Source organism: Arthrobacter woluwensis (genome assembly GCF_030816155.1).
Lineage (GTDB): Bacteria > Actinomycetota > Actinomycetes > Actinomycetales > Micrococcaceae > Arthrobacter_E > Arthrobacter_E woluwensis_A.
Genome location: NZ_JAUSXR010000001.1, coordinates 2,979,012 through 3,002,610, shown reverse-complemented (window position 1 = coordinate 3,002,610; position 23,599 = coordinate 2,979,012). Strand labels below are relative to the sequence as shown.

23 protein-coding genes and 1 pseudogene are annotated in these 23,599 nt (G+C 70.0%); 3 read left to right on the top strand and 21 right to left on the bottom strand.

Annotation, left to right across the window (positions count from 1 at the left end):
* Positions 1-91: 91 nt before the first annotated feature.
* Positions 92-1,051 carry a septum formation family protein gene (locus QFZ52_RS13720; protein WP_307498148.1) on the bottom strand — a complete coding sequence of 320 codons (960 nt, stop codon included), beginning with the start codon at positions 1,049-1,051 and terminating at the stop codon, positions 92-94.
* A 301-nt stretch (positions 1,052-1,352) separates the two neighbouring features.
* Here QFZ52_RS13720 and QFZ52_RS13715 point away from each other — a divergent pair, with 301 nt between their 5' ends.
* Positions 1,353-1,601 (top strand): DUF3073 domain-containing protein, encoded by a 249-nt coding sequence (locus QFZ52_RS13715; RefSeq protein ID WP_307498147.1) that lies wholly within the window; start codon positions 1,353-1,355, stop codon positions 1,599-1,601.
* A 234-nt stretch (positions 1,602-1,835) separates the two neighbouring features.
* Here QFZ52_RS13715 and QFZ52_RS13710 read toward each other — a convergent pair whose 3' ends face one another.
* From QFZ52_RS13710 to QFZ52_RS13665, 10 genes are all read right to left on the bottom strand, one after another.
* Positions 1,836-2,639: an IclR family transcriptional regulator domain-containing protein gene (locus QFZ52_RS13710; RefSeq protein ID WP_307498146.1), complete on the bottom strand. Its 804-nt coding sequence runs from the start codon at positions 2,637-2,639 to the stop codon at positions 1,836-1,838.
* Positions 2,640-2,701: 62 nt separating this feature from the next.
* Complete coding sequence (locus QFZ52_RS13705) at positions 2,702-3,373, bottom strand: 3-oxoacid CoA-transferase subunit B (protein ID WP_307498145.1); 672 nt, start codon at positions 3,371-3,373, stop codon at positions 2,702-2,704.
* Positions 3,370-4,032 carry a 3-oxoacid CoA-transferase subunit A gene (locus tag QFZ52_RS13700; protein ID WP_307498144.1) on the bottom strand — a complete coding sequence of 221 codons (663 nt, stop codon included), beginning with the start codon at positions 4,030-4,032 and terminating at the stop codon, positions 3,370-3,372. The genes QFZ52_RS13705 and QFZ52_RS13700 overlap by 4 nt, the downstream gene beginning before the upstream one ends.
* On the bottom strand, positions 4,032-5,258 hold the full coding sequence (locus QFZ52_RS13695; RefSeq protein WP_307498143.1) for a thiolase family protein: 1,227 nt from the start codon (positions 5,256-5,258) through the stop codon (positions 4,032-4,034). The genes QFZ52_RS13700 and QFZ52_RS13695 overlap by 1 nt, the downstream gene beginning before the upstream one ends.
* The gene (gene pcaC, locus QFZ52_RS13690; RefSeq protein ID WP_307498142.1) at positions 5,255-5,692 is read right to left on the bottom strand and encodes a 4-carboxymuconolactone decarboxylase; all 438 of its coding nucleotides are present in this window, start codon (positions 5,690-5,692) and stop codon (positions 5,255-5,257) included. Before pcaC ends, QFZ52_RS13695 begins: the two co-directional genes overlap by 4 nt.
* A complete protein-coding gene (locus QFZ52_RS13685; protein WP_307498141.1) occupies positions 5,689-6,510 on the bottom strand; it encodes an alpha/beta fold hydrolase in 822 nt (273 codons plus the stop codon). The genes pcaC and QFZ52_RS13685 overlap by 4 nt, the downstream gene beginning before the upstream one ends.
* The gene (locus tag QFZ52_RS13680) at positions 6,503-7,945 is read right to left on the bottom strand and encodes a lyase family protein (protein ID WP_307498139.1); all 1,443 of its coding nucleotides are present in this window, start codon (positions 7,943-7,945) and stop codon (positions 6,503-6,505) included. The genes QFZ52_RS13685 and QFZ52_RS13680 overlap by 8 nt, the downstream gene beginning before the upstream one ends.
* A complete protein-coding gene (gene pcaG / locus QFZ52_RS13675) occupies positions 7,942-8,541 on the bottom strand; it encodes a protocatechuate 3,4-dioxygenase subunit alpha (RefSeq protein WP_307498138.1) in 600 nt (199 codons plus the stop codon). Before pcaG ends, QFZ52_RS13680 begins: the two co-directional genes overlap by 4 nt.
* A gap of 6 nt (positions 8,542-8,547) precedes the next feature.
* On the bottom strand, positions 8,548-9,375 hold the full coding sequence (gene pcaH / locus QFZ52_RS13670; protein ID WP_307498136.1) for a protocatechuate 3,4-dioxygenase subunit beta: 828 nt from the start codon (positions 9,373-9,375) through the stop codon (positions 8,548-8,550).
* Between the two features lie 174 nt (positions 9,376-9,549).
* On the bottom strand, positions 9,550-10,740 hold the full coding sequence (locus tag QFZ52_RS13665) for a 4-hydroxybenzoate 3-monooxygenase (protein WP_307498135.1): 1,191 nt from the start codon (positions 10,738-10,740) through the stop codon (positions 9,550-9,552).
* A gap of 186 nt (positions 10,741-10,926) precedes the next feature.
* Here QFZ52_RS13665 and QFZ52_RS13660 point away from each other — a divergent pair, with 186 nt between their 5' ends.
* On the top strand, positions 10,927-12,177 hold the full coding sequence (locus QFZ52_RS13660; protein ID WP_444861220.1) for an MFS transporter: 1,251 nt from the start codon (positions 10,927-10,929) through the stop codon (positions 12,175-12,177).
* Here QFZ52_RS13660 and QFZ52_RS13655 read toward each other — a convergent pair.
* From QFZ52_RS13655 to QFZ52_RS13640, 4 genes are all read right to left on the bottom strand, one after another.
* The gene (locus QFZ52_RS13655; protein WP_307498134.1) at positions 12,174-12,923 is read right to left on the bottom strand and encodes an IclR family transcriptional regulator; all 750 of its coding nucleotides are present in this window, start codon (positions 12,921-12,923) and stop codon (positions 12,174-12,176) included. The genes QFZ52_RS13660 and QFZ52_RS13655 overlap by 4 nt on opposite strands.
* A gap of 30 nt (positions 12,924-12,953) precedes the next feature.
* Positions 12,954-14,840, bottom strand: coding sequence for a bifunctional sugar phosphate isomerase/epimerase/4-hydroxyphenylpyruvate dioxygenase family protein (locus tag QFZ52_RS13650; protein ID WP_307498133.1), 1,887 nt, complete (start codon positions 14,838-14,840; stop codon positions 12,954-12,956).
* Complete coding sequence (locus QFZ52_RS13645) at positions 14,840-15,763, bottom strand: shikimate dehydrogenase (RefSeq protein WP_307498132.1); 924 nt, start codon at positions 15,761-15,763, stop codon at positions 14,840-14,842. Before QFZ52_RS13645 ends, QFZ52_RS13650 begins: the two co-directional genes overlap by 1 nt.
* A 182-nt stretch (positions 15,764-15,945) precedes the next feature.
* Positions 15,946-16,716 carry an IclR family transcriptional regulator gene (locus tag QFZ52_RS13640; protein ID WP_307498131.1) on the bottom strand — a complete coding sequence of 257 codons (771 nt, stop codon included), beginning with the start codon at positions 16,714-16,716 and terminating at the stop codon, positions 15,946-15,948.
* Positions 16,717-16,950: 234 nt separating this feature from the next.
* On the opposite strand from QFZ52_RS13640, the pseudogene QFZ52_RS13635 reads away from it, so the two are divergent.
* A pseudogene (locus QFZ52_RS13635) lies at positions 16,951-18,278 on the top strand (MFS transporter).
* 105 nt (positions 18,279-18,383) lie between these two features.
* Here QFZ52_RS13635 and QFZ52_RS13630 read toward each other — a convergent pair.
* From QFZ52_RS13630 to uraD, 6 genes are all read right to left on the bottom strand, one after another.
* Positions 18,384-19,019, bottom strand: coding sequence for a hypothetical protein (locus QFZ52_RS13630; RefSeq protein WP_307498129.1), 636 nt, complete (start codon positions 19,017-19,019; stop codon positions 18,384-18,386).
* Between the two features lie 185 nt (positions 19,020-19,204).
* Entirely contained in the window at positions 19,205-20,338 is a 1,134-nt protein-coding gene (gene purM / locus QFZ52_RS13625) for a phosphoribosylformylglycinamidine cyclo-ligase (RefSeq protein WP_307498128.1), read from the bottom strand.
* Positions 20,339-20,362: 24 nt separating this feature from the next.
* Positions 20,363-21,997, bottom strand: a complete 1,635-nt coding sequence (gene purF / locus QFZ52_RS13620; RefSeq protein ID WP_307498127.1) for an amidophosphoribosyltransferase — start codon at positions 21,995-21,997, stop codon at positions 20,363-20,365.
* A gap of 164 nt (positions 21,998-22,161) precedes the next feature.
* Positions 22,162-22,530, bottom strand: a complete 369-nt coding sequence (locus tag QFZ52_RS13615) for a hypothetical protein (protein WP_307498126.1) — start codon at positions 22,528-22,530, stop codon at positions 22,162-22,164.
* A gap of 165 nt (positions 22,531-22,695) precedes the next feature.
* A complete protein-coding gene (gene uraH, locus QFZ52_RS13610) occupies positions 22,696-23,037 on the bottom strand; it encodes a hydroxyisourate hydrolase (RefSeq protein ID WP_307498125.1) in 342 nt (113 codons plus the stop codon).
* A complete protein-coding gene (gene uraD, locus QFZ52_RS13605) occupies positions 23,034-23,531 on the bottom strand; it encodes a 2-oxo-4-hydroxy-4-carboxy-5-ureidoimidazoline decarboxylase (protein ID WP_278267429.1) in 498 nt (165 codons plus the stop codon). The genes uraH and uraD overlap by 4 nt, the downstream gene beginning before the upstream one ends.
* Positions 23,532-23,599 lie beyond the last annotated feature (68 nt).

Below are 23,599 nucleotides of genomic sequence, written 5' to 3'. Positions count from 1 at the left end.
ACGGACTCAGAAGCACGAAGGGCCGCACCCCACGGGGTGCGGCCCTTCCTGCGTGGCCCTTGTCGTGCGTGCGGCGGGGTGCCGGCGCGGATTACTTGGTCAGGCTCTTGGTGAGCGTGTTGCCGTCATCGGAGAAGACGATGCAGTCCACGCGGCGGTCGCCGGCGTCCCAGCTCTTCTGGCTGGGGTACGCGAAGCGCTGGCGCAGGTTCAGGGAGTCCACATCGCTGGACAGGCTGGCCGTGCGGCACAGTTCCCGGCCCTTGGTCTTGAAGGTGTCCACGCCGGGGAACGCCTCGTCCTGCTGGTAGTAGTAGACGTTCACCAGCTGAGCCGAGTGGTTCTCGCCGCAGTCCACGACCACGAGCCGCGAGTTGCTGTTGTCCGGGTAGCCCCAGAAGCACTGCCCCTTCTTGGCGTCCAGGGCGCTGATGGTCTCCGCGTCCGAGGGAGCGGCGCTGCCGCTCTGCCCGGGCGCGGGGGTGGTGCGGCCGTTGGACGTGGCCGGCGGCGCGGTCGGATCGGCCTGGGGCGTCATGCCGCCCACCACCAGATTGACCAGCCAGACCACCAGCAGGATCACGACGACGCCGCCGACCACCGCGCCGCCGATCACCAGGCCCTTGTTGCTCTTCTTCGCCGGGGCCTGCTGGGCGGGGTAGCCGCCCGGGTAGCCGGTGGGCGCGCCGTAGACGGGGCCGTTCTGGGGGCCATTGTTCTGGGGCCCGTTCTGCTGACCGCCGTAGGTGTTGGTGCGGGGGTCGTAGGCCGGCTGGCCGGGCGCCTGGCCGCCGGCGGGGTTCCCTGGAGTGGCAGGGTTCCCCGGAGCGCCGGGGGCGCCGTAGCCGGGCTGCTGCGGCTGCTGGGGGTACGCCTGCGTGGGCTGGGGCTGCTGTGGGAAGCTCTGCGTCGGCTGGGAGTGCGGCTGTCCGGCAGGCGGCTGGGGCGGCTGCTGACCGGGGAAGCCGGGACCCGGTGAGGGCTGACCCGGGCCGGGGGCGGCTCCTGGCTGCCCGGCGCCGTCGTCGTGCCCTTGCGTCGGTTCGCTCATAGCCAAACTCCCACCGTGTCGTCCATCATGCCTTCTTCTGCCCGCACCAAAGGTCCGGCGACCCGGACTGCGGCCGCAGGAACGCGTGGTGGCGCGGGGCGATGCTACTCATGACTCTACCCAAGCCGCACCCGCATGGCACTCTCGCCAGCCCGGAAACACGCGTCCCGAGGGGTCACGGCCGCACGCGATAATGCGAAACCATGTAATCTAGAAGTACGAAACATTGACCAAACATTCCGGGGCCTCGCTACCTGCCAGGGCGACCACCTCCGGATCGACGTACAGAGGGGGTCACGCCATGGGGCGCGGCCGTCAAAAGGCTAAGGCAACCAAGCAGGCTCGGGACATCAAGTACTACTCTCCGAGCACTGACTATTCAGCACTGCAACGTGAGCTTGGCTCCGCCAATTCTCAGGTATCCGGCCGTCGTGGTTCCGCGGCGTCTTTCGAGTCGGACCCTCTTGAACCGGACTATTCGGAGTACGAGGACAAATACGCTGACGCGTTCGACGAGGAGGATGAGACTGATACCCGCCGCATCAGCTGATGCGATGACGGGATGAGTCCCCTCCCCTGATAGGCCCCGTGGCCGGAGTGATCCGGCCACGGGGCCTTCGTCGTGCCCGCGCCTTCGTCGTGCGCGCGCCTTCGTCGTGCGCGCGCCTTGGATCGATTGCTCCATAGGATGCGGAAATCCCCGAATTCCGGGTGAAAACGACATCCTATGGAGCAGTCGATCGGGTGGAGGCGAGGTGGTGGTACCGGGTGCTGTCACCCGGGACTAGGCCCGCGCGGAGATCTCCTGGGAGATGAGCGCCGCCGTCCCCACGATCTCGCGGGTCACCGAGGCCAGGTACGCTTCGGGGTCGTCCTGACCGGCGACATTCTGGGCCTGCAGCGAGACGTTCACTGCCGCAACGGTCTTGCCGGCGGCATTGCGCACCGGCGCCGCCACGGACAGGAGGCCGAGCTCCAGCTCCTGATCCAGCAGGCACCATCCCTGGTCGCGGACCTTCTCGAGCTCCGCGAGCAGGTCCTGTCGCGTGGACACGGTGCGAGGGGTCAGCGCTTCGAGCGTTACGGCGTCCAGGTAGGCGCGCAGTTCAGGATTCGGGAGCCCGGCCAGCAGCACACGTCCCATGGACGTGGCGTAGGCGGGGAACCGGGTCCCGACCGTGATGCCCACGGTCATGATGCGGCGGGTGGCCACCCGGGCGACGTAGAAGATGTCGTTCCCGTCCAGCACCGCGGCCGACGTCGACTCCCCGAGTCGCACGGACAGCTCCTCCAGGTGCGGCTGCGCCAGCTGGGGGAGCGTCAGCGCGGACAGGTACGAGTAGCCGAGCTGGAGCACCAGAGCGGTGAGGGCGAAGGTCTTGCCGTCCGTGCGGACGTAACCCAGCTCCACCAGGGTGTGCAGGAAGCGGCGCGCGGTGGCACGGGTCAGACCCGTCCGCGCGGCGACCTCGCTCAGGGTCATGTGCGGGTTGTTCGCGTCGAAGGCCCTGATCACCGCGAGGCCGCGGGCGAGCGATTGCACGTACTGATCGCCGGCCTGCGGGGCAGCTGGTCCTGCTTCTCTCATGATCACCTATCCTATGTGGCCGCTCCGCGGAGGCCTCGCGGGGTCAGCCTGTACCTCCAGGCTCAGCCGGCAGGCGTGAGCAGCGGCATCGGCACGAGGGAGCGGAGTTCATCCACGGTGCAGCCGAAGGTCTCCCGCACCGTGACGCCGTCGGGCCCGATCAGGAACACTGCGCGTTCCGTGTACACCCGGGTCACGCAGCCGACCCCCGTGAGCGGGTAGGTGCAGGTTTCCACGAGCTTGGACGCGCCGTCGCGGGTGAGCAGGCTCATCATGACGAACACGTCCTTGGCGCCCGTGGCCAGGTCCATCGCGCCGCCGACCGCGGGGATCGCGTCCGGAGCGCCGGTGTGCCAGTTCGCCAGATCCCCAGTGGCGGAGACCTGGAAGGCGCCCAGCACGCAGATGTCCAGGTGGCCGCCGCGCATGATCGCGAACGAGTCGGCGTGGTGGAAGTAGGACGCCCCGGGGAGCTCGGTGACCGGGATCTTGCCGGCGTTGATGAGGTCGCCGTCGATCTGTTCGCCCACGGCCTCCGGTCCCATGCCGAGCATGCCGTTCTCCGTGTGGAGGGTGACGTTCTGCTCCTCGGTGAGGAAGTTGGAGACCAGGGTGGGCTGTCCGATCCCCAGGTTCACGAAGGAACCCGTGGGGATGTCGCGGGCCACGAGCGCGGCGAGCTCGGACCGACCGAGCGTTTCGGGCGAGGTTTGAAGGGACGGGAGCGTGCTCATGAGGCCACCTTCACGATGCTGTTGACGTAGATGCCCGGGGTCACGACGTGTTCCGGGTCCAGGGCCCCGACCGGCACGATCTCGGACACCTGGGCGATGGTGTGCCGTGCGGCGGCGGCCATGATGGGTCCGAAGTTCCGGGCGGTCTTGCGGTAGACGAGATTGCCCTTGCCGTCGGCCTTGAGCGCCTTGATCAGCGCGACGTCGGCGTGGATCGGAGTCTCGAACACCTGCCACACGCCGTCCAGGAAGCGGGTCTCCTTGCCCTCGGCGAGCATGGTCCCGTAACCGGTGGGCGTGAAGAACCCGCCGATCCCGGCCCCCGCCGCGCGGATGCGCTCGGCCAGATTGCCCTGGGGGACGAGCTCCAGTTCGATCTCGCCGGCCCGGTACTTCTCATCGAAGTGCCAGGAGTCGGACTGGCGCGGGAAGGAGCAGATCATCTTCCGCACCCGGCCCTCCTTGATGAGCAGCGCCAGGCCCTGGTCGGCCTGCCCGGCGTTGTTGTTGACCACGGTCAGATCGGTCGCGCCGGAGTCCAGCAGCGCGTCGATCAGCTCGAACGGCTGCCCGGCGTTGCCGAAACCGCCGATCATCACGGTGGACCCGTCACGGATTCCCGCGACCGCCTCGGTCACGGAGTCGAGGAAGGTCAGCATCAGCCCTTCACCCCCGCGCTCACGTTCTCCAGCACCACGGCCAGGCCTTGCCCGACGCCGATGCAGATCGCCGCGACGCCCCAGCGTTCGCCACTCGCCTGAAGCGAGCGCGCCAGCGTGCCGAGGATCCGCGTCCCGGAGGCGCCCAGCGGGTGACCCATCGCGATCGCGCCGCCATGCCGGTTGACGATGCCCGGGTCGATGCCCCAGGCGTCGACGCAGGCCAGGGACTGGGCGGCGAACGCCTCATTGAGCTCGACGGCGCCCACCTCCTCCCAGCGGACGCCGGCCCGGGCGAGGGCCTGGTTCGCCGCCTCCACGGGCGCGAAACCGAAGAACTGCGGGTCGTTGCCGTGCGCGCCCCGTCCGGCCACACGGGCCACGGGATCCATCCCGAGCAGCCCGGCGGCCCGTTCGGAGCCCAGCCACGCCGCCGAGGCCCCGTCCGACAGCGGCGAGGCGTTCCCCGCCGTGACGGTGCCGCCCGCCGTCGTGCCGGAACGGTCGCCGTTGTCCGGGCGGAAGGCGGTCTTGAGGCCGGCGAGCTTCTCCGTGGTGGTCCCGGGGCGGATGCCCTCGTCCCGGACCAGCTCGGTGCCGGGCACGGGGGAGACGAGGGCGTCGTAGAAGCCCTCGTCCCAGGCCGCGGCGGCCAGCCGGTGGGACTCCGCGGCGAACTCGTCCTGCCGTTCGCGGCTGATGCCGTGCCGTTCCCGCAGCCGCTCGGTGGCCTCCCCGAGGGACACGGTCCACTCCGGGTTCATCGCAGGGTTCACCAGGCGCCAGCCGAGCGTGGTCGACGCGAGGGTCATGTCCCCGGCCGGGAACGGGCGGGTGGTCTTGGGCAGCACCCACGGCGCGCGGCTCATGGACTCGACGCCGCCGACCAGCAGGAGGTCGGCGTCGCCGGTCTCGATCTGCCGGGAGGCGATGATCGCCGCGTCCAGGGAGGACCCGCAGAGGCGGTTGACGGTGGTCCCGGGCACGGAGACGGGCAGCCCCGCGAGCAGGCCTGCCATGCGGGCCACGTTGCGGTTCTCCTCGCCCGCGCCGTTGGCGTTGCCGAAGACGATCTCGTCGATCCGGGCGGCGTCGAGGCCCGGGGCGCGGCGCACCGACTCGCGGACGATGTGCGCGGCGAGGTCGTCGGGACGCACCGCCGCCAGCCCGGAGCCGAACTTGCCGAAGGGCGTGCGCACGGCGTCGTACACATAGGCCTGATTCATGAGGGCTGATCCATTTCTGCGAAGACCTGCTGTGCGGTCTTGAAAGCGGTGTTGGCGGAAGGGACCCCGCAATAGATGGCGGTCTGCAGGAGGATCTCCTTGATCTCCTCGCGGGTCAGACCGTTCCGCAGCGCCGCGCGGACGTGCATGGCGAACTCCTCCCAGTGACCATGCGCCACCATGGCGGTCAGGGTCACGGCGGAGCGCATCTGCCGGGACAGCCCGGGCCGGGTCCAGATCCCGCCCCAGGCGATGCGGGTGATCATGTCCTGGAAGTCCTCGGTGAACTCGTTCTTGGCGGCGTTGGCCCGGTCCACGTGGGCGTCCCCGAGGACTTCGCGGCGGACCACCATGCCGGCGTCGTGGATCTGGCGCGCGGTGGCGTCCGGCTGGACGGCCCCGTTACGTGCGGAATCCTGTGGCTGTTCACTCATGCGGAGACCTCCTGGAGGAAGGAACGGAGCAGGGCGGCGACCGTCTCAGGCGCCTCAGTCGGCGCGAGGTGGGCGACGCCGTCGAGCACCTCGACGGTCGCCTTGCCACCTCCCGCGGTGATGGCCGCTGCGGTCTCCTCGGCGAGCGACGGCGGCGCCACCTGATCTTCGGCGCCGGCGACGAGCTGCACGGGAACGGTGATGCCGCCCAGGCGGTCACGGACGTCGAAGGCGGCGAGTGCCTCGCAGCACGCGGCGTAACTGTTCCGCTCGGTGTCCCGCAGGACGTGCAGCAGACGGCTGCTCTGTTCCGGCCGGCGTTCCATGAATCCCGCCGCGAACCAGCGCTGCGCGGATCCCTGGATCATGACGGCCGTGCCCTGGGTCCGGACGGTGCCGGCCCGTTCGAGCCAGCTCTCCTCCGTGGCGAGCTTGGGGCCGCTGCACTGCACGGACAGGCCGAGCAGCCGGTCGCCGTGGTCGAGCGCGAGCTGGAGACCCACTGCGCCGCCGAGGGAGACCCCCGCGTAGTGGAATCGGGCGCCGGGGGCGATGGAGTCCACCAGCGACAGCACCGAGGCGGCGAGGTCCTCCATGCGGAACGGGCGCTCGGCGGCCGGGGAGACACCGTGGCCCGGGAGGTCCCAGCCGATCACGTCGTACTCCTCCGCGAGCAGGGCCGCGGTCTCATTCCAGAGCACGGTGGAGGTGCCGAGGGACGGGCCGAGCACCAGGAGCGGCCGGTCTCCGAGGTCACGGCGGGGCGAGAGCAGGACCGCCTTGAGGGCCGGGGCTGCGGTGTCGATCGTGTCAGTCACGAGTGGCTCCTTCGTCCAGGGAGTTGGGTGCGTCCTGGGCGTCGAGGGTGTCCTGGGAGCCGACGGTGTCCGGGAGGGAGCCGAGGATCCTGCGGCGGATCTCCTCGGCTTCCCCGACGTAGCCGGCGGGGTCGAGCAGCTGCGCGAGGGCGTCGTCGCTCAGGGCCTCGGCCGGCACCGCCGCACGGAGTTCGCGGGCGTAAGCCTCCGCTCGCCGCTCGGGGGATTCCCGGAGCGCGGCGTCGACGACTGCTTGCAGAGCCTCCTGCCCGGCATCACCGAGCAGCGGCCCGACGGCGGCCTTGACCTTTTCGCTCAGCAGCAGCGGACCGGTGAGATCCAGGTTGCGGCGCATGGCGTCGGGGAAGACACGCAGGCCTTCGATCATTTCGCGCAAGGTGAGCACCGCGCCCAGCGAGAGGCCCAGCAGGGACCGGAGGGCGGGCCACTCGCTGTGCCAGGCGCCGTCGGCCCGTTCGTCGTTGAAGAGTCCTGCGGCGAGGTGCAGCTGCGAAGCGAAGGTGGGTCCCTGGAGCGCGGCGCTGCGGAGGAGGACGGACAGCACGGGGTTCTGCTTCTGCGGCATGGCCGAGGACACGCCGCGGCCCGCCCCGGTCGGTTCGCCCAGCTCTGCGACCTCGGGACGGGTGAGGAACAGGACGTCGCCGGCGATCTTGCCGGCCGCGTCCAGCACCCCCGCGAGGGCGTCGCCCAGGACCGTCACCGGCTGGCGGTCGCCGTGCCAGGGCACGTGGGCCGTGGCGAGCCCGAGCCGGGCGGCGTGGTCCTGTGCCAGGGCGAACGGGGTGGCGGAGGATCCCGCGGTGAGCAGCGTGGCGGACGCGAGCGTGCCGACGGCCCCGCCGAATTGCGCGGGCAGGGTGGCCTCGCCGAGCCGGCGGCCGGCGGAGGTCAGACCCTGGAGCCACTGGGCCGCCTTGAGGCCGAAGGTGTACGGCAGCGCGTGCTGGCCCAGGCTGCGCCCCACGCACAGCGTGTCCGCGTGCTCCTCCGAGAGCCGGGCGAGCGCCGTCGTGGTGCGGGAGAGTTCGCGGAGCAGCTCCGCGCGCACCCGGGCTGCCAGCAGCATGAGGGCGGAGTCCTGCACGTCCTGGCTGGTCAGCGAGGCGTGCACGGCCTTCACGGCGGCGGCGTCGATCCCGCGGACCTGCGCCTTGAGCGCGGCGACCAGCGGGATCACAGGGTTGCCCCCGCCCTGTGCCTGCCGGGCGAGCGACGCCGGGTCGTACAGGTCCGGGTCTGCGGCCTCCGCGACGGCGTCCGCAGCCCCGGCCGGGACGAGCCCGGCGTCCTCCAGCACGGTGGACCAGGTGCTCTCCACATCGAGCAGCGCGGTCAGCACGGCGCGGTCCCCGGTCAGGGCCTCGACCTCGGGGGACGCCGTGACGGCGCTCAGCAGTCCGAAGTCCGTCACCGGAACGCCCCCGTCGGGGTGGAGGTGCCCTCGAAGTCCAGGAAGACGGTCTCGCCGTCGCCCTGCAGCCGGACGTCCCAGCTGAGGCCGCCGTCGGCGTCGCGCCGCGCGACCAGGGTCTCCCTGCGGTCCTCCGGCAGCGACGAGAGCAGGGGGTCCGTGACGAGGTACTCCGGGTGCTCCGGGAGGTAGATCCGCGTGAACAGGCGGTTCATGAGGCCGCGGGCGAACACCGCGACGGCGATGAACGCGGCGGCGCCTTCCTCGGTGGGGCCCGGGTTCACGGTGGTGAAGGTGAAGCGGCCGGTGTTCCCCGTGGAGGCGCGGCCCCAGCCGGTGAAGGTGTAGCCGTCCCGCACGAGCGAGCCGGTGCGGCGCGGGACCCGGCCCGCGCTGTCCGGCTGCCAGATCTCGAGGATGGCGTCCGGGACCGGGTGGCCGGCGCCGTCGTACACGGTGCCCTGCAGGCGGATGGAACCGGGGGTGCCGGGGGCCAGCAGTTCGTTGTCCTTCGGGAACGGCAGGGCGTAGCCGAAGAACGGCCCCACGGTCTGGCCGGGGGTGGCGGTGAGGGTGCCCGGGGTCTGTTCGGTCATGGCGGTCTACTCCTCGTCTCCGGCGTCGCCGAAGGCTTCGTTCTCGGTCCAGGTCCGGTGGGCGCCCGTCAGGACGATGTCCCAGTTGTAGCCGAGGGCCCATTCGGGGCGGGTGAGGTCGTGATCGTAGCGGGCCACGAGGCGATCCCGCGCGTCCTGGTCCACGATCGACTGGTAGATGGGGTCCAGCGGGAAGAGCTGGTCCCCCGGGAAGTACATCTGGGTGACGATGCGCTGCGTGAACTCGGAACCGAAGAGCGAGAAGTGGATGTGGGCCGGGCGCCACGCGTTGAGGTGGTTCTTCCACGGATAGGCGCCGGGCTTGATGGTGACGAAGCGGTAGGAGCCGTCTTCGCCGGTGATGCAGCGGCCGACGCCCGTGAAGTTCGGATCGAGGGGCGCGGGGTGCTGGTCCCGCTTGTGGATGTAGCGCCCGGCCGCGTTGGCCTGCCAGATCTCCACGAGCTGCCCGGCCACGGGGCGGCCGTCGCCGTCGAGGACCTTGCCGGAGACGATGATCCGCTCGCCGAGGGGTTCGCCGTTGTGCTGGATGGTCAGGTCCGATTCCAGCGCGTGGACGTCCTGGTGCCCGAACGCGGGGGAGAACAGCTCGATGGTCTCCGGGTCCGCGTGGTGCAGGCTCTTGGTGGGGTGGCGCAGGATCGAGCTGCGGTACGGCGCGAAGTCGAGCCGCGGCTGGGTCTCCGGGGCGGCGCCGCCGAGGAGCTCCTCGCGGTAGGAGGCGGCGGTCGCTGCGATCTCGGCGTTGAGATCGGCCTGCGTCTCCGCTGCGGCGTCGGGGTCAGGGTGCACGGTGCGGGGCCCTGAGGTCATGGCCGGCTCCTTTCGGGAAGTGGTCGGGTCTGAGAGCGGTCGGGGAGGGGTTCGACGGTGGGGACCGGGGGCGAACCGGGCGCTGTGTGATCCAGCATACCCGGGACGTTCGAATAACGCACTAGTGTTCGTCTAGCGAACAACACGGCATCGGATGCGCGACGACGGCGGCCCTCACCCACGGTCCGGCCACCCCGTGTACGACTCGGCCAGATACGCCCGGCCGTGGGCTGAGGAGACGACCGAGTCGAGCTCGCCCCGCCGGCGGGCCCGGTCGAAATCACTCTCGCCCGGGGCCGCATGCAGCAGGGACGTCATCCAGGAGGAGAAGTGCTGAGCCTTCCAGACCCGCCCGAGGGCGCGCTCGCTGTAGCCGTCGAGCAGGTCCTCCGAACCGCCGGTGTAGAAGGAGTCGAGAGCTTCGAAGAGCATCCTGACGTCGTGGAGGGCGAGGTTGAGGCCCTTGGCGCCGGTCGGCGGCACGGTGTGAGCGGCATCGCCCGCCAGGAAGAGCTTCCCGTGACGCAGGGGCGCCTGGACGAAACTCCGGAACGGGAGCACCACCTTCTCCAGCACCGGACCCTCCACCAGTTCGAAGCCGTTGCCGTTCACGCGCTCGCGGAGCGTGGCCCAGATGCGCTCGTCGTCCCAGTCGGCGGCCGACTCGCCGGGGTCGCACTGGAAGTACATCCGCTGCATGGTCTCGGTCCGCTGGCTGATGAGCGCGAAGCCCTGGGGTGAGTTCGCGTAGATCAGCTCGTCCGCGCTGCGGGGCGCTTCGGCGAGGATGCCGAACCAGGCGAAGGGGTACTCCTTGAAGTACCGGTGACGGCGGTCCTCCGGGATCAGCCCCCGGCAGTGGCTGCGGGACCCGTCCGCGCCCACCACGAAATCGGCGCGCAGCTCGACGTCCCGGCCCTCGGCGTCCGTGAACGTGACCCGGGGATCGGAGGCGACGTCGTGCACCGTCACGCCGGACACCCCGTACCGGACGTCGCCGCCGTCGGCCTCCCGTCGTGCGGCGAGGTCGGCGAACACCTCGGTCTGCGGGTACAGCCACACCGATTCCCCCACGAGTTCCTGGAAGTCGATGCGGTGGCTCTCGCCGTCGAAGCGGAGTTCGATGCCGTCGTGCCGGTCGCCCTCGCGCAGCACCCGGTCGGAGACCCCCGAGTCCACCAGCAGATTCACGGTGCCGTGTTCGAGGATGCCGGCGCGGACCGTCTCGTGGATCGCCTGGCGGCTGCGGGCCTCCAGCACCACGGATTCGATGCCGCGGGTGGCCAGCAGATGGGACAGCATGAGCCCCGCGGGGCCGCCTCCCACGATGGCCACCTGGGTGCGGAGGGTCTCGGTCTGGCTCATGGGCGCCTCTCTTTCGGCAGGGACCGACCCCTCATCGGATCGGCCCGGAACGACTCTGACGAGTGTGCTCCGGATCACCTTCTGGACCAAGTCCTGTTCCATTCAATGGAAAACCGCGTTCCGGACCGGGTTGGGAAAGTGATACACCTCTCACACCCATCCCCTTCAGGAGGTCCTTTCGTGACAATGCCGTCCCCCTCCCCGCCGTCCCCTTCCCTCGCCCAGTCCCGCCCCCGGTCCTCCGGGCCGGCCGCCCTCTGCTGGCTGGCCATGGTGCTGGACGGCTTCGACCTGGTGGTCCTCGGAGCCGTGATCCCGACCCTGCTCAAGAGCAAGGACCTCGGTTTCGATCCTGCAGGGGCCACCCTGGCCGCCACCCTCTCGCTCGTGGGCGTGGGACTCGGCGCGCTCTTCATCGCGCCCCTCTCCGACCGCTTCGGCCGTAAGCGCCTTCTGGTCGCCTGCGTGCTGTGGTTCTCCGTCTTCACCCTGGCCGTGACCGTGGCGCCGAACGTCGCGGTCTTCAGCGCCTTCCGGCTGCTCGCCGGCGTCGGGCTCGGCGCCTGCCTGCCCGCGGCCCTGGCCTACATGAACGACTTCGCCCCCGCGTCCTCCGCCGCCCGTGCCACCACCCGCACCATGACCGGCTATCACGCCGGCGCCGTCGTGACGTCGCTGCTCGCGCTGGCCCTCATTCCCAACTGGCGGGCCGTGTTCGTGATCGGCGGCGTCGCCGGGCTCGTCCTCGCGCCGATCCTGTGGTTCCGGCTGCCGGACACCACCGTGGACCGGCTCGCCGTGGGCGCCTCCGAGGGCGGCCAGGCGGTGGCCGACGGCGGCGCGAAGCCGGGCCTGAAGGTCCTGCTGCGGAAGCCGTACCCGCTCATCGCGGCGGGCATCGCGGCCGCGTCCTTCATGGGGCTGCTGCTCGTGTACGGCCTGAACACCTGGCTCCCGACCCTCATGGCGAGTGCCGGGTACTCGATGAGCTCGTCCCTCGCCCTGCTGTTCATCCTGAATCTCGGTGCCGTGGCGGGGCTCCTGCTGGCCGGCTGGCTCGCTGACCGGCACGGCACCAAGCGGATCACCCTGCTCTGGTTCGGCCTGGCCGCGGTGCTGCTCGCCCTGCTCAGCCTGAAGCTCCAGAACGAGATCCTGCTCGACCTGGCCGTCTTCGTCACCGGGGTGTTCGTGTTCAGCGCGCAGGTCCTGGTGTACGCGTGGGTGAGCCAGCTCTTCCCCCGTGAACTCACGGGCACCGCGCTCGGATTCTCCGCGGGCGTGGGCCGCGTGGGGGCGATTCTGGGGCCGGCCGTCACGGGAGCGCTCGTCGCCGGAGGCATCGCCTACCCGTGGGGCTTCTACGTGTTCGCCCTCGCCGCGGTGGCCGCGCTGGCCGCGCTGCTGTTCGTCCCGACGTCGCGCCCGGTGGACTAAGCCCGCCGGATCGTCTCCAGGCCGCGCCGCACGCCCTGCGCCGCGCCCTGGAGCGCCGCCACGATCTCCCGGAGGCGCACCTCCGTCACCGGGACGACGACGCCGAGCGCGGCCACCGCGTGGCCCTGCGGGTCGAGCACGGGTGCGGCGATGCCCGACGTCTCGGGGTCGAGGATCCCCACGAGTTGGGCATACCCGTTGCGGGCGGTCTCCGCGAGCCGCTGGCGGAGTTCGTCCTCCGGCACGGCGCCGGCGAGGATCTGCCGCGTCACGTACTCCGCCTGGACCTCGCGGGGCTGGAACGCCATGAGCGCCAGACCCGCCGAGGAGATGTACACGGGAAGCCGGCCCGCGACCGTCGCGCGGTTCGTCACGGAGCCCGGCCGGGAGAGCCGCTCCACGAACAAGGCGTCCTGCCCATCCAGCACGGCGAGGTTCACGTTCTGCCGGAGCACCTGCTGGATGTCCTCCATGAACGGCAGGGCCACGGTGCGCAGTTCCAGGGTGGGCGCGTTCCTGCTGACGAGTTCCCAGAGGCGCAGCCCGGGCTTGACCGCGCCGCCCTCCTCGACGTCGAGGAGCCCGTGATCGCTCATCTGCCGGACGAGGCGATGCGCGGAGGACAGCGGAAGCCCCGCCCGGGCCGCGAGGTCGGAGAGGCTGAGCCGTGGGGTGCCTTCCGGGAAGGCGGCCAGCAGCCGCACCACGCGGTCCACCACGGAGTCACCGGATGCGGAGTTCGCCATGGGACACCTCCTCGTGCCGGGCCGCGCCGCTCAGGCGGACGGCCGGTCCTGACGGGCGTCGTACTGGACGGCGTGGCGGACCGGGGCGTTCGCGGCGCCGTAGCCGTCATAGCCGCCGCGTCGCTCCACCATCTCGAAGAAGACGCTGCCCACCGTGGCGGTGTAGAAGTGCAGGAACTCGCCGTCGCCGTCGCGGTCGTAGAGGAGATCGAGGTTCCGGAGGGTGGCCAGGAAGTCCGGATCGAGCTGGAACCGGGCGTCCAGGTCCTCGTAGTAGTTGGCGGGGATGGGCAAGAATTCCAGCCCGCGGTCCTTCGCCGCGCGAGCCGTGGACACGAGGTCGTCCACGGCGAAGGCGATGTGCTCCTGGTAGGTCTTGCGGCCCGGGTTCCCGCCCGCACCGAGGCCCTGCTGGATCACGGGCGCGAGATTGAGCACCAGGCGCACGGCACGGTCCGAGGTCTGCATGACCTGCGAACGGACCAGGCCGGTGGGGCTGGGCACCTCCGCGAACGGCGCGGGTTCCAGGGCCAGGGCGCTCGTGTAGAAGAGGACGGCCTCGTCGAAGTGCTGCCATGGCTGTGCCAGGTTCACGTGGTCGATCCTCGCGGCGCCGTTCGCTTCCCCGGGGCGTTCCCCGTCACCGAATTCGTGGGTCCACACGGCCACCCCGCCGGGCCGGCTCTGGCACAGGAAGATCTCCGTGGAATCCGGGGCGGAGACCCCCTGGAAGACCTCCTCGTCGGCCTGGACCGTGCGGGCGACCGCGGGCGCCTTCAGCTGCTGGGCGCGGGCGGAGGCGAGCAGCGGTGACTCGACGTCGAAGCCGAGCGCGGCGATCGCGGGCTCGGCCTGGGAGGGCGCCTGCTCGTTGATGATGACGCGCGCCTGCCCCAGCGTCCAGAGCTGGACGTCCTTGGTGCGGTGACGCCCCGCGAAACTGAAGCCGAGGTGCCCGAGCAGCGTCTCCAGACCGGCGGTGTCCTCGGCCTTCACCTCGGCGAAGTCGAAGCCGGCGGGCTCCGGAACCCTGGGCAGGGTGGCCAGCTCCATCGGATGACGACGGCGACGCGCCCCTTCCGAGTCCCCGTTCTGCTCGGTGAGCCAGCGCGCGCTCTGCTCCTCCAGCCAGATGAGCGACCGCATGGCGTCCACCGCGGTTCGGTCCACATCGGCCTGCCGGAAGACGTCGTTGAACACCTCGAGGGAGACCGGACCGGAGTAGCCCGCCCGGATCACGTGGCCCATGAACTTCGCCAGGGCGAACTGCCCCTCGCCCGGGAATACCCGGTGGTGCCGGCTCCAGGACAGGACGTCCATGGAGAGGCGCGGGGCGTCCGCCACCTGGACGAAGAAGATTTTCTCCGGAGCGAACGTCTCGATCGGCGCGGTGTCCCAGTCCCGGGAGAGGATGTGGAACGAGTCCAGGCAGGTGCCGAGGTTCGGGTGGTTCACCATCTCGACGAGCCGGTGCGCGTGTTCGTAGTCGTTGACGTACTTGCCCCACGCCAGCGCCTCGTAAGCGACCTTCACCCCGTGCTCACCGGCCAGCTCCGCGAGGCGGGCGAGCTGCTCGGCGCGCAGGCCGTCGTCGTCGATCTGCGCGGTGGCGACGTTGCTGCACACGAGGATCGTGTCCATGCCGAGCCGGGACATGAGGCGGAATTTCGCGTCGGCGCGGCGGAGGTTCTCCCGCAGGAGATTTTCGGGGACGCTGTCGAAATCGCGGAACGGCTGGTACAGGTCCAGGCCGAGGCCGAGGTCGGCGGCCAGCGTGCGGACGTCCTCGGGGCTGAGCGGGGAGGTGATCAGATCGGGCTCGAAGATCTCGATCCCGTCGAAGCCGGCGATGGCGCAGGCCTGCATCTTCTCGCGGAGTGTGCCGGACAGGCAGACGGTGGCGACTCCCGTGCGCATCAGCGGCCCCCTTCCGTGGCGGCGGTGCTGTCCGGGGCCGCGCCGGCTGCGGCGTCCTCCGCCGCGATCAGCTCCAGGAAGTGCTCGCGCATGCGCCCGGCGTCGGCTTCGCGGCCGGTGAAGAGCCGGAAGGCGTCGGCGGCCTGGCCCACCGCCATGCGGCCCCCGTCCAGGACGCGGCAGCCGATGGCCCGGGCCCGGCGCACCAGTTCGGTCTCGAGCGGCCGGTAGACGATGTCCGCCACCCAGTGCCGGGGTTCCAGCAGCGCCGGATCCAGCGGCAGTCCGGGGTGCGCCGCCATCCCGACGGGCGTGCAGTGCACCAGACCCGCGGCGAGCGGCAGGAGCGTCGGCAGCTCTTCCGGGGTGTGTGCGGTGACGACCGCGCCAGGGAACAGCTCCCTCAGACCATCGGCCCGCTCGGTGCTCCGGACGGGGTCCGTGTCCACCAGATCCAGCACCCCGACGCCGGCGGTCAGGAGCGCGTAGGCGACGGCGGACCCGGCGCCTCCCGCACCCAGCTGCACCACCCGCTCCAGCGAAGCTCCCGGCAGGCCGTCGGCGAGGGCGCGGGCGAAGCCGGAGAAATCGGTGTTGTGGCCGATGAACCGTCCGTCCTCGATCACCACGGTGTTCACTGCGGCGAGCCGCCGGGCATCCTCGGACACCTCGTCGAGGTGCGCCATCACGAGCTGCTTGCAGGGGTGGGTGATGTTCAGGCCGTTGAAGCCGAGGTCGGAGGCCCAGTGCAGCAGATCGCCGATCGAGGCGGCGGGGATGCCTGTCTCGAGCAGGTCGAGGGGACGGTAGAGGTACCGAAGGCCCTGCCGGTCGCCCTCCCGCTCGTGCATCGGTGGCGTGAGGGACGGAAGTACCCCTTCGCCCACCAGGCCCACCAGGAATGATCCTGCTCGAGTGCTCATGCTCTTCGCTCCTTTGTCGGCCTGAGGTTCAGTGCCGGACGGTATGACTCAGGGTACACACCATGTTCACATCAAGTACAAGTGTTCGTATCGCGAACTGGCGTCGCGAACTGGCGTCGCGCTCGGCGCGCTCGTCACGCTGCGGGCGAGTGCGTCGCTCATCGCGTCGCTCGTCCCGGCGCTCATCGTGCCGGCAGGCGCGCGGCCAGCTCGCCCGCCGCGTCCCGCAGGAGGGGGACGGCGCCCTGCAGTTGCTCCACGCTCATCCGGAACACCGGCGCCGCCGTGGCGAGGGCCGCGAGCACGCCGCCGTGGCCGGCGAGCACCGGCACCGCGATGGCCCGCATGCCGATCTCGTTCTCCTCGTCCATGAGGGCGAAGCCCTGGTGCCGGACGCGGGCGATCTCGGCGCGGAACGCTTCGCGGTCCGTGATCGAGTGCTCGGTCAGCGGCGTCAGCTCCAGCTCGTCGAGGAGCGCCTCCCGCTCGTCCTCCGGCGCGAACGCCACGAGGACCTTGCCCACCGCCGTCGTGTGCAGCTGGCCGAGGTGTCCGGGGTCGCTCGTGACGCGGAACATCTGGGGGCCGTCCACCTTGTTCACGGTCAGGTAGCGGTGCTGATCCCGGACGGAGAGGATCGTCGCCTCACCCGTGCCTTCGGTGACCCGTTGCAGGACCGGCCGGGCCGTCCCGGCGAAGCCGTGGTGATTGGAGACGCGCTGCCCCAACTGGAAGACCCGGAGGCCCAGGTGGTACCGCCGCCCCTCGGGCTCGTAATCCACGAAACCGTCCCGCGTCAGGGATCCGAGCAGCCGGTAGGCGGTGCTGAACGGCAGATCGGATCGGCGTGCCAGCTCCGCTGCGCTCGCGCCACGGGGCTCGTCGCCCAGCAGCACCAGCAGACTCAGCGCCTTGCCGATCATGTCCGTCTTGCCGGTTTCCTTCTCGCTCATGAAGAGAAGATTGCCACATTGTGAGAGCTATATCTAGATCGTGAGAAAAATTCTTGACAGTGACGGCGCTCACAGCCAGAATCTTCTATATCGCACCAACAGCTCTCATGATCCGGAAGCTGTTGTCGAGCGGGAATTCTCTCGCCAGCCGAAACCGTGATCCGGGCCGGCCGCCCGCATTCACCCCAGCGACTCCACCCTGATGCGACATCGCCGTCACACCGAAGGAATCCCATGAACCAGACCCTTCCGCCCGCAGCGCCGGGCGCCGTCCCCTCCGGAGCGGCCGCGGGCCACTCCGGCACTCCCCGGAAGGCCGCCCTGGCCAGCTTCCTCGGCAGCGCGGTGGAGTACTACGACTTCTTCATCTTCGGCTCCGCCGCGGCGCTGATCTTCCCCAAGGTGTTCTTCCCGAGCGCCGACGCGAACGCCACCATCATGTCCTTCGCGACCTTCGGCTTCGCCTACATCGCCCGGCCCGTGGGCGCGGTCTTCCTCGGTCACTTCGGCGACCGTCTCGGACGACAGAGGGTGCTCATGTTCACCCTGGTCCTGATGGGCGCCTCGACCTTCGTCATCGGCTGCCTCCCCGACTTCAAGACGGTGGGCTGGTGGGCGCCCGCTCTCCTGGTCCTCGCACGCCTCTGCCAGGGGCTCTCCGCGGCCGGTGAACAGGCCGGCGCCTCCTCGATGACGCTGGAACACGCCCCCGACGACCGTCGCGCGTTCTTCACCTCGTGGACCCTCACCGGGACCCAGGGCGGGCAGATCCTCGCCGCCCTGGCCTTCATCCCCGTCGTCGCCTTGCCGGACGACCTCAAGTACGGCATCGGCTGGCGCATCCCGTTCTGGCTGAGCGCCGCCGTCGTCGTGGTCGCGTTCTTCATCCGCCGCAGCCTGCACGAGCCCACACCACCTTCGCCGAGGCCAAGAAGGCTCGGCTGCCCTTCGTCGAGCTGATGAAGTATCACTGGCGTGACGTGATCCGCGTCGTCTGCTGCGCCTTCATCGCCGCGATCAGCACCGTCTTCGGAACGCTCGCCATCAGCTACGGCAAGCAGGTCGCCCATGTGGACAGCACTGTGACGCTGTGGCTCGTGGTCGTGGCGAACGTGGTGGCCCTCGGCACCCAACCGTTCTTCGGCACGCTGGCCGACCGCTTCGGCCGCAAGCCGCTGTTCGTCTACGGCGCCCTGTCCAGCGCGGTCATGACGCCGCTGTTCTTCCTGAGTCTGCAGTCCGGCTCCATCCCGCTGATGTTCGCGGCGGCCATCGTGTACTTCTCGTGCGGCTATGCGGCGGCGAACGCGGTCTGGCCGTCCTTCTACGGCGAGATGTTCAGCACCCAGGTCCGCTTCTCCGGCCTGGCCGTGGGAACCCAGCTCGGCTTCCTCATGGCCGGCTTCGCCCCCACGATCGTCTCGGCGATCGGCGGCACCGGCCCCGGCGGCTGGGTCCAGACGTCGATCTTCGCCGCGGTCATCTGCGTGATCGCCGCGGTGTCGGCACTGACCGCCCGCGAGACGGCCAAGGTCCCGACCGCACAGCTCGGCCTGAAGTAGCACACCTTAAAGATCGACTGCTCCATAGGGTGTCGTTTTTCCCCGGAAATCGGGGATTTCGACATCGTATGGAGCAGTCGATCTTTTTTGAGGGTGGTGGAAGGCTCAGCGATTACGGGTGGCCGCGAAGAGGCGACGAAGGGTTAAGAAGCAGCCCAGCGCGCCGAAGGCGAGGGACATGAGCAGATCGCCCGAATAGCCCTTGACGAAGTCGGGGTTCGACGCGAGGTTGGCTGCCATGAGGCGCCACGGCTCCGGGCCGAAGATCCTGGCGAGAGGGGAACCGCCCAGGAAGTCGACGGCGTCGAGCCAGACTCCGCCGACGAATGCCAGAATCGCGGTGGCGACGGTGATGCCCACGATCACCCAGACCCCGGTGCGGCTCAGGCGGCCCCTGGTGCCGACGACGTAGAGACGCGCGGCGCCGGCGGCCACGCCGAAGGTGACGATCGACGCGATCACATGCACCTCCCACAGCAGCATCCAGACGATGATGCCGAGCGGGAGAACCACCAGCGCGAACAGGGCTCCCCGCAGGACATCCTCGCCGGGTGCCGGCTCCGGCGGGACGGCGGCCGCACGCTGCTGCGCATTGGCCTCCGGGTGCCAGGGCGGAACGTCTGCGGACGAGCGGACGCCGTACCGGGGCTGCTCCCAGGACTGCGGTTGCGTCCAATCGATGGCGTCCCGGGGGTCCCCTTCTGGACGGGGTCGATCGGAGGCGGCGGTGTTCTCGGTCAAGGATTCCTCCAGAAGTCGATGTGAGTGCGGTGCGGACACATTCTGGCATGGGCCGTGTCACACCGTGCGACACCGAACGGGAAGCGGGCCCCCCTTAACGATCGACTGCTCCATACGATGTCGAAATCCCCGATTTCCGGGGAAAAACGACATCCTATGGAGCAGTCGATGAGGGGGAGGGAGAGTCAGGCGTACTGGCCCACCAGGCGGACCGCGCCGCCGTCGACGCCCTTGGCGCCCTGGACGTAGTCGACCGTGCCGGTGAAGGCGCCGGTGTCCTCGGCGACCGTGCCCATGACCCAGGACGGCAGGCCACGCTCGTTCAGACGCGCGACGGCGGCATCCGCGGCTTCCGGGGAAGCGATCGCCACCATGCCCACACCCAGGTTCAGGGTGCGCTCCAGATCGGCGAGCGGCACGTTGCCCAGTTCGGAGACCAGCTTGAAGATCGCGGGCAGTTCCCACGTGTTGCGGTCGACCGTGGCCAGCAGGCCCTGCGGCAGCACGCGGGCCAGGTTGGCGGCCAGACCGCCACCCGTGACGTGGCTGAAACCGTTGATGCCCTTGCCGGAGTTCACCGGGAAGGCACGGGTCAGGTCGAGGCAGTCGGCGGCGTACACGCGGGTGGGCTCCAGGAGCTCCTCGCCGAGGGTGCGGCCGAGTTCGGACACCTGACGGTCCAGTTCCCAGCCGGCGTGGTTGATGACGCGGCGGACCAGGGAGTAGCCGTTGGAGTGCAGGCCGGAGGAGGCCATGCCGATCACGACGTCGCCCGCCTTGACCCGCTCCGGGCCGAGCAGCGCGTCGGCCTCGACCACACCGGTGGCCGCGCCCGCGACGTCGTACTCATGCTCGCCCAGCAGACCGGGGTGCTCGGCCGTCTCGCCGCCCACCAGCGCGGTGCCCGCCACGGAGCAGGCAGCGGCGATGCCGCGGACGATGTCCGCGATGCGCTCCGGGACCACCTTGCCGCAGGCGATGTAGTCGGTCATGTACAGCGGCTCGGCGCCCACCACCACGATGTCGTCCACCACCATGCCCACCAGGTCGAAGCCGATGGTGTCGTGGATGTCCATGGCCTGGGCGATCGCGACCTTGGTGCCGACGCCGTCCGTGGACGTCGCGAGCAGCGGCTTGCGGTACGTCAGGAGGCGGGAGACGTCGAAGAGGCCGGCGAAGCCGCCCACGCCGCCCAGCACGGAGGAGTTGTGGGTCGCCTTGACGGCGTCCTTCATCAGTTCGACGGCGCGGTCGCCGGCTTCCACATCGACGCCGGCGGAGGCGTAGGTGATGCCGTTCTCGGCGGGGGAGGAGCTCATGGCTGCCTTTCTGGTGGGCGCGGCTTAGGAAGCGGGGCGCTTGTCTGCGTCGGTCAGGAAGTTCTCGAACTCGGAGTCGGGGCCTGGATCGCATCCGGTGGCGCCCGCGACGACCTCACCCGTGGGAGCGACCTGCGGCTCCTCGGACGGCTCGGCCGTGGGAGCGGGAACCGCCTGGGTGTCCGCCGGGACCTCGTCCTCGCGCTCCAGCAGGTTTTTGCCGAGCAGCTCCGGATCGGGGAGGGCGATCGGGTACTTGCCGGTGAAGCAGGCGGTGCAGAGGCGTTCGCGCGGCTGGTGGGTCGCGGCGATCATGCCGTCCTCGGAGATGTACGCGAGGGAGTCCGCGCCGATCGCCTTGGAGATCTCCTCGATGGAGGCGCCGGAGGCGATGAGTTCCGCGCGGGACGCGAAGTCGATGCCGTAGAAGCACGGCCACTGCACGGGCGGCGAGGAGATCTTGACGTGGACCTCCTTGGCCCCGGCCTCGCGCAGCATCCGCACGATGGCGCGCTGGGTGTTGCCGCGCACGATCGAATCGTCCACCACGACCACGCGCTTGCCGCGGATCACGGACTCGAGGGCGTTGAGCTTGAGGCGGATGCCCAGCTGGCGCAGCGTCTGCGAGGGCTGGATGAAGGTGCGTCCCACATAGGAGTTCTTCACGAAGCCGTGCGCGAACGGGATGCCGGACTCCTCGGCGTAGCCGACGGCGGCGGGGGTGCCGGATTCCGGCACGGGGATGACGATGTCCGCCTCGTGGGTGTTCTCACGGGCCAGCTGACGGCCCATCTCCACGCGGGATTCGTAGACGGAGCGGCCGGCGATCGAGGCGTCCGGACGGGCCAGGTAGACGTACTCGAAGACGCAGCCGGCCGGGGTGGCCTCGGCGAAGCGCTGGGTGCGGACGCCGTTCTCGTCGATGGCCAGGAACTCGCCGGGCTCGATCTCGCGGATGAAGCTCGCGCCGACGGTGGCGAGAGCGGACTGCTCGGAGGCCACCACCCAGCCGCGCTCCAGGCGGCCGAGCACCAGCGGGCGGATGCCGTAGGTGTCGCGGGCGGCGTAAAGGGTGCCTTCATCCATGAAGACGAAACAGAAGCCGCCCTTGATCTTGGGCAGCAGCTCGAGCGCCGTCTGCTCCAGGGTCTTGCCGCTGTCGCCCTCCAGCAGGGCCGTGACCAGGGCGGTGTCCGAGGTGTTGCCCTGCTTCATCTCGCCGCTGAGCTGGCCGCCGGTGCGGTCCATGATCATCTGGCGGAGTTCGGCGGTGTTGGTCAGGTTGCCGTTGTGCGCCAGGGCCACGGTGCCGTTGGCGGTCGCTCCCAGGGTCGGCTGGGCGTTGGCCCAGTGGCTCGCACCCGTGGTGGAGTACCGGCAGTGCCCCACGGCCAGATGACCCGTGAGGGTGTTCAGGGTGGTCTCGTCGAACACCTGGGACACGAGCCCCATGTCCTTGTAGACGTTGATGCGTTGCCCATCGCTCGTCGCAATGCCGGCGGATTCCTGCCCGCGGTGTTGCAGAGCGTAAAGGCCGTAGTAGGTCAGTTTTGCCACTTCTTCGCCCGGTGCCCAGACGCCGAAGACGCCACAGGCGTCCTGGGGGCCTTTTTCGCCGGGAAGAAGATCGTGTGTGAGTTTTCCGTCGCCGCGTGCCACTGCTCAATTATCGCATGTCCGGAGGGACGCGCCGCCCTGTGACGGGAACCGCGACGGCGGCCCTCCGCCGTCGCGCGCCGGGCGCCGTCGCGAGGGTCGCGGAAAGCGGTGAAGAGCCTGTTCAGCAGCGGTGCGGAGGCCGAGGGGGACGTGAGTGGACGCCGTCAGGCGTCGGCATCCCGTTCGGCCTGCTCGGCCGCGCGGTCCTCTTCCGGGGTGAGGGCCTGAACGGTGGCGATGCGGCTGCGCTTGCGGCCCACGCGGTCCAGGATCAGCGCCACGATGGCCCCGAGGACGACGCCGAGGCCGGCGAACAGGACGGCCAGGAACCCGAAGACCGTGCTGGGGTCATAGGAGCGGGCCGGGTTGGAAGCCGACTGGGGGTTGGGGAACCCGAAGGCGGAGATCGCGGCGACGGCCAGGCCGATGAGGCCGCCGAGCACCAGGAACGGCACGTACTTCGGGGCGGTACGCACGGTGATCTGGCGCTGTTCGAACGTCGTTTCGCCGGAGGAGGCGGGGTCCTGCTGCATGCCTCCAAGGGTATCCCGGATCACTGGACGTTCCCTGCGAGCTACCCGTGCAGGCCCGCAGGATCCTTCGCAACCCTGCCCACTCATGCGCGAACCGCCAGTAGATGCCCGTATGCGGTGGCGATACGGGCGCCTACTGGCGGTTCGCGGGAGGAGAATCGGGGGTCAGGAGCCGCGGTAGGTGGAGAACGCGAAGGGGCTCAGGAGGAGCGGCACGTGGTAGTGCTCGCCCGTGTCCGCCACGGCGAACGTGAGTTCGACCTCCGGGAAGAACGTGGACTGGCCCTGGCCCTCGTAGTAGGCGCCGGTGGCGAAGTTGAGCTTGTAGGTGCCGCCGGTAACGGACTCGGGGCCGAGGTTCTTGATCCGGCCGTCGGCGTCGGTGACGCCGCGCGCGATCTCGTTCCAGGCGCCGTCGGCGCCCGCGAAGAGGATCACGGGGACGTCGGCCGCGGGCCGGCCTGAACCGGTGTCCAGGATGTGGGTGGTGATCTGGGAAACGCTCATGCCTGCACGGCTCCTTCCAGGCGGAGCACGGCGATCTGACGCAGTTGCTCGGCCACGATGATGTCTTCTTCTTCCGGGGTGTTGCCCAGGCGTTCGTTCAGCGCGGCCAGGATCTCCTGAGCGCTGCGGCCTGCGGCGCGGATCAGGAAGACCCGGCCGAACTTCTGGTCGTAGGCGGCGTTGCCGGTGGCCAGGGCCTCCTGGACCTCGCGGTCGCTGGGATCGACGGCGGACTGTTCGTTGCGGGACAGCGAGGCCTCCTTGCTGTCCCCCTTGGCCCGCTCACCGATCCGCGGGTGGTGCGCGAGCGCGGCTTCGAGTTCCTCCGCGGTGAACGGGTCCGCGACGGATCCGGCCGTCTCACTCAGTTCCCCGGCCGAGGCGTAGGGGCGGGCGTCCACCACGGCCTCGATCCAGCGCTGGATGTCCAGGCACGGGCGGACGACGGCGATGGCGTCCTCCCGCGACAGGGCGTTGAATTCGTCGAGCGTCATGTGTCCTCTGTCCTCTGCGTGGAGGCGTCCCGGGCGGGGAGGGGCGCGGCTGCGACGCCGCGTGAGAC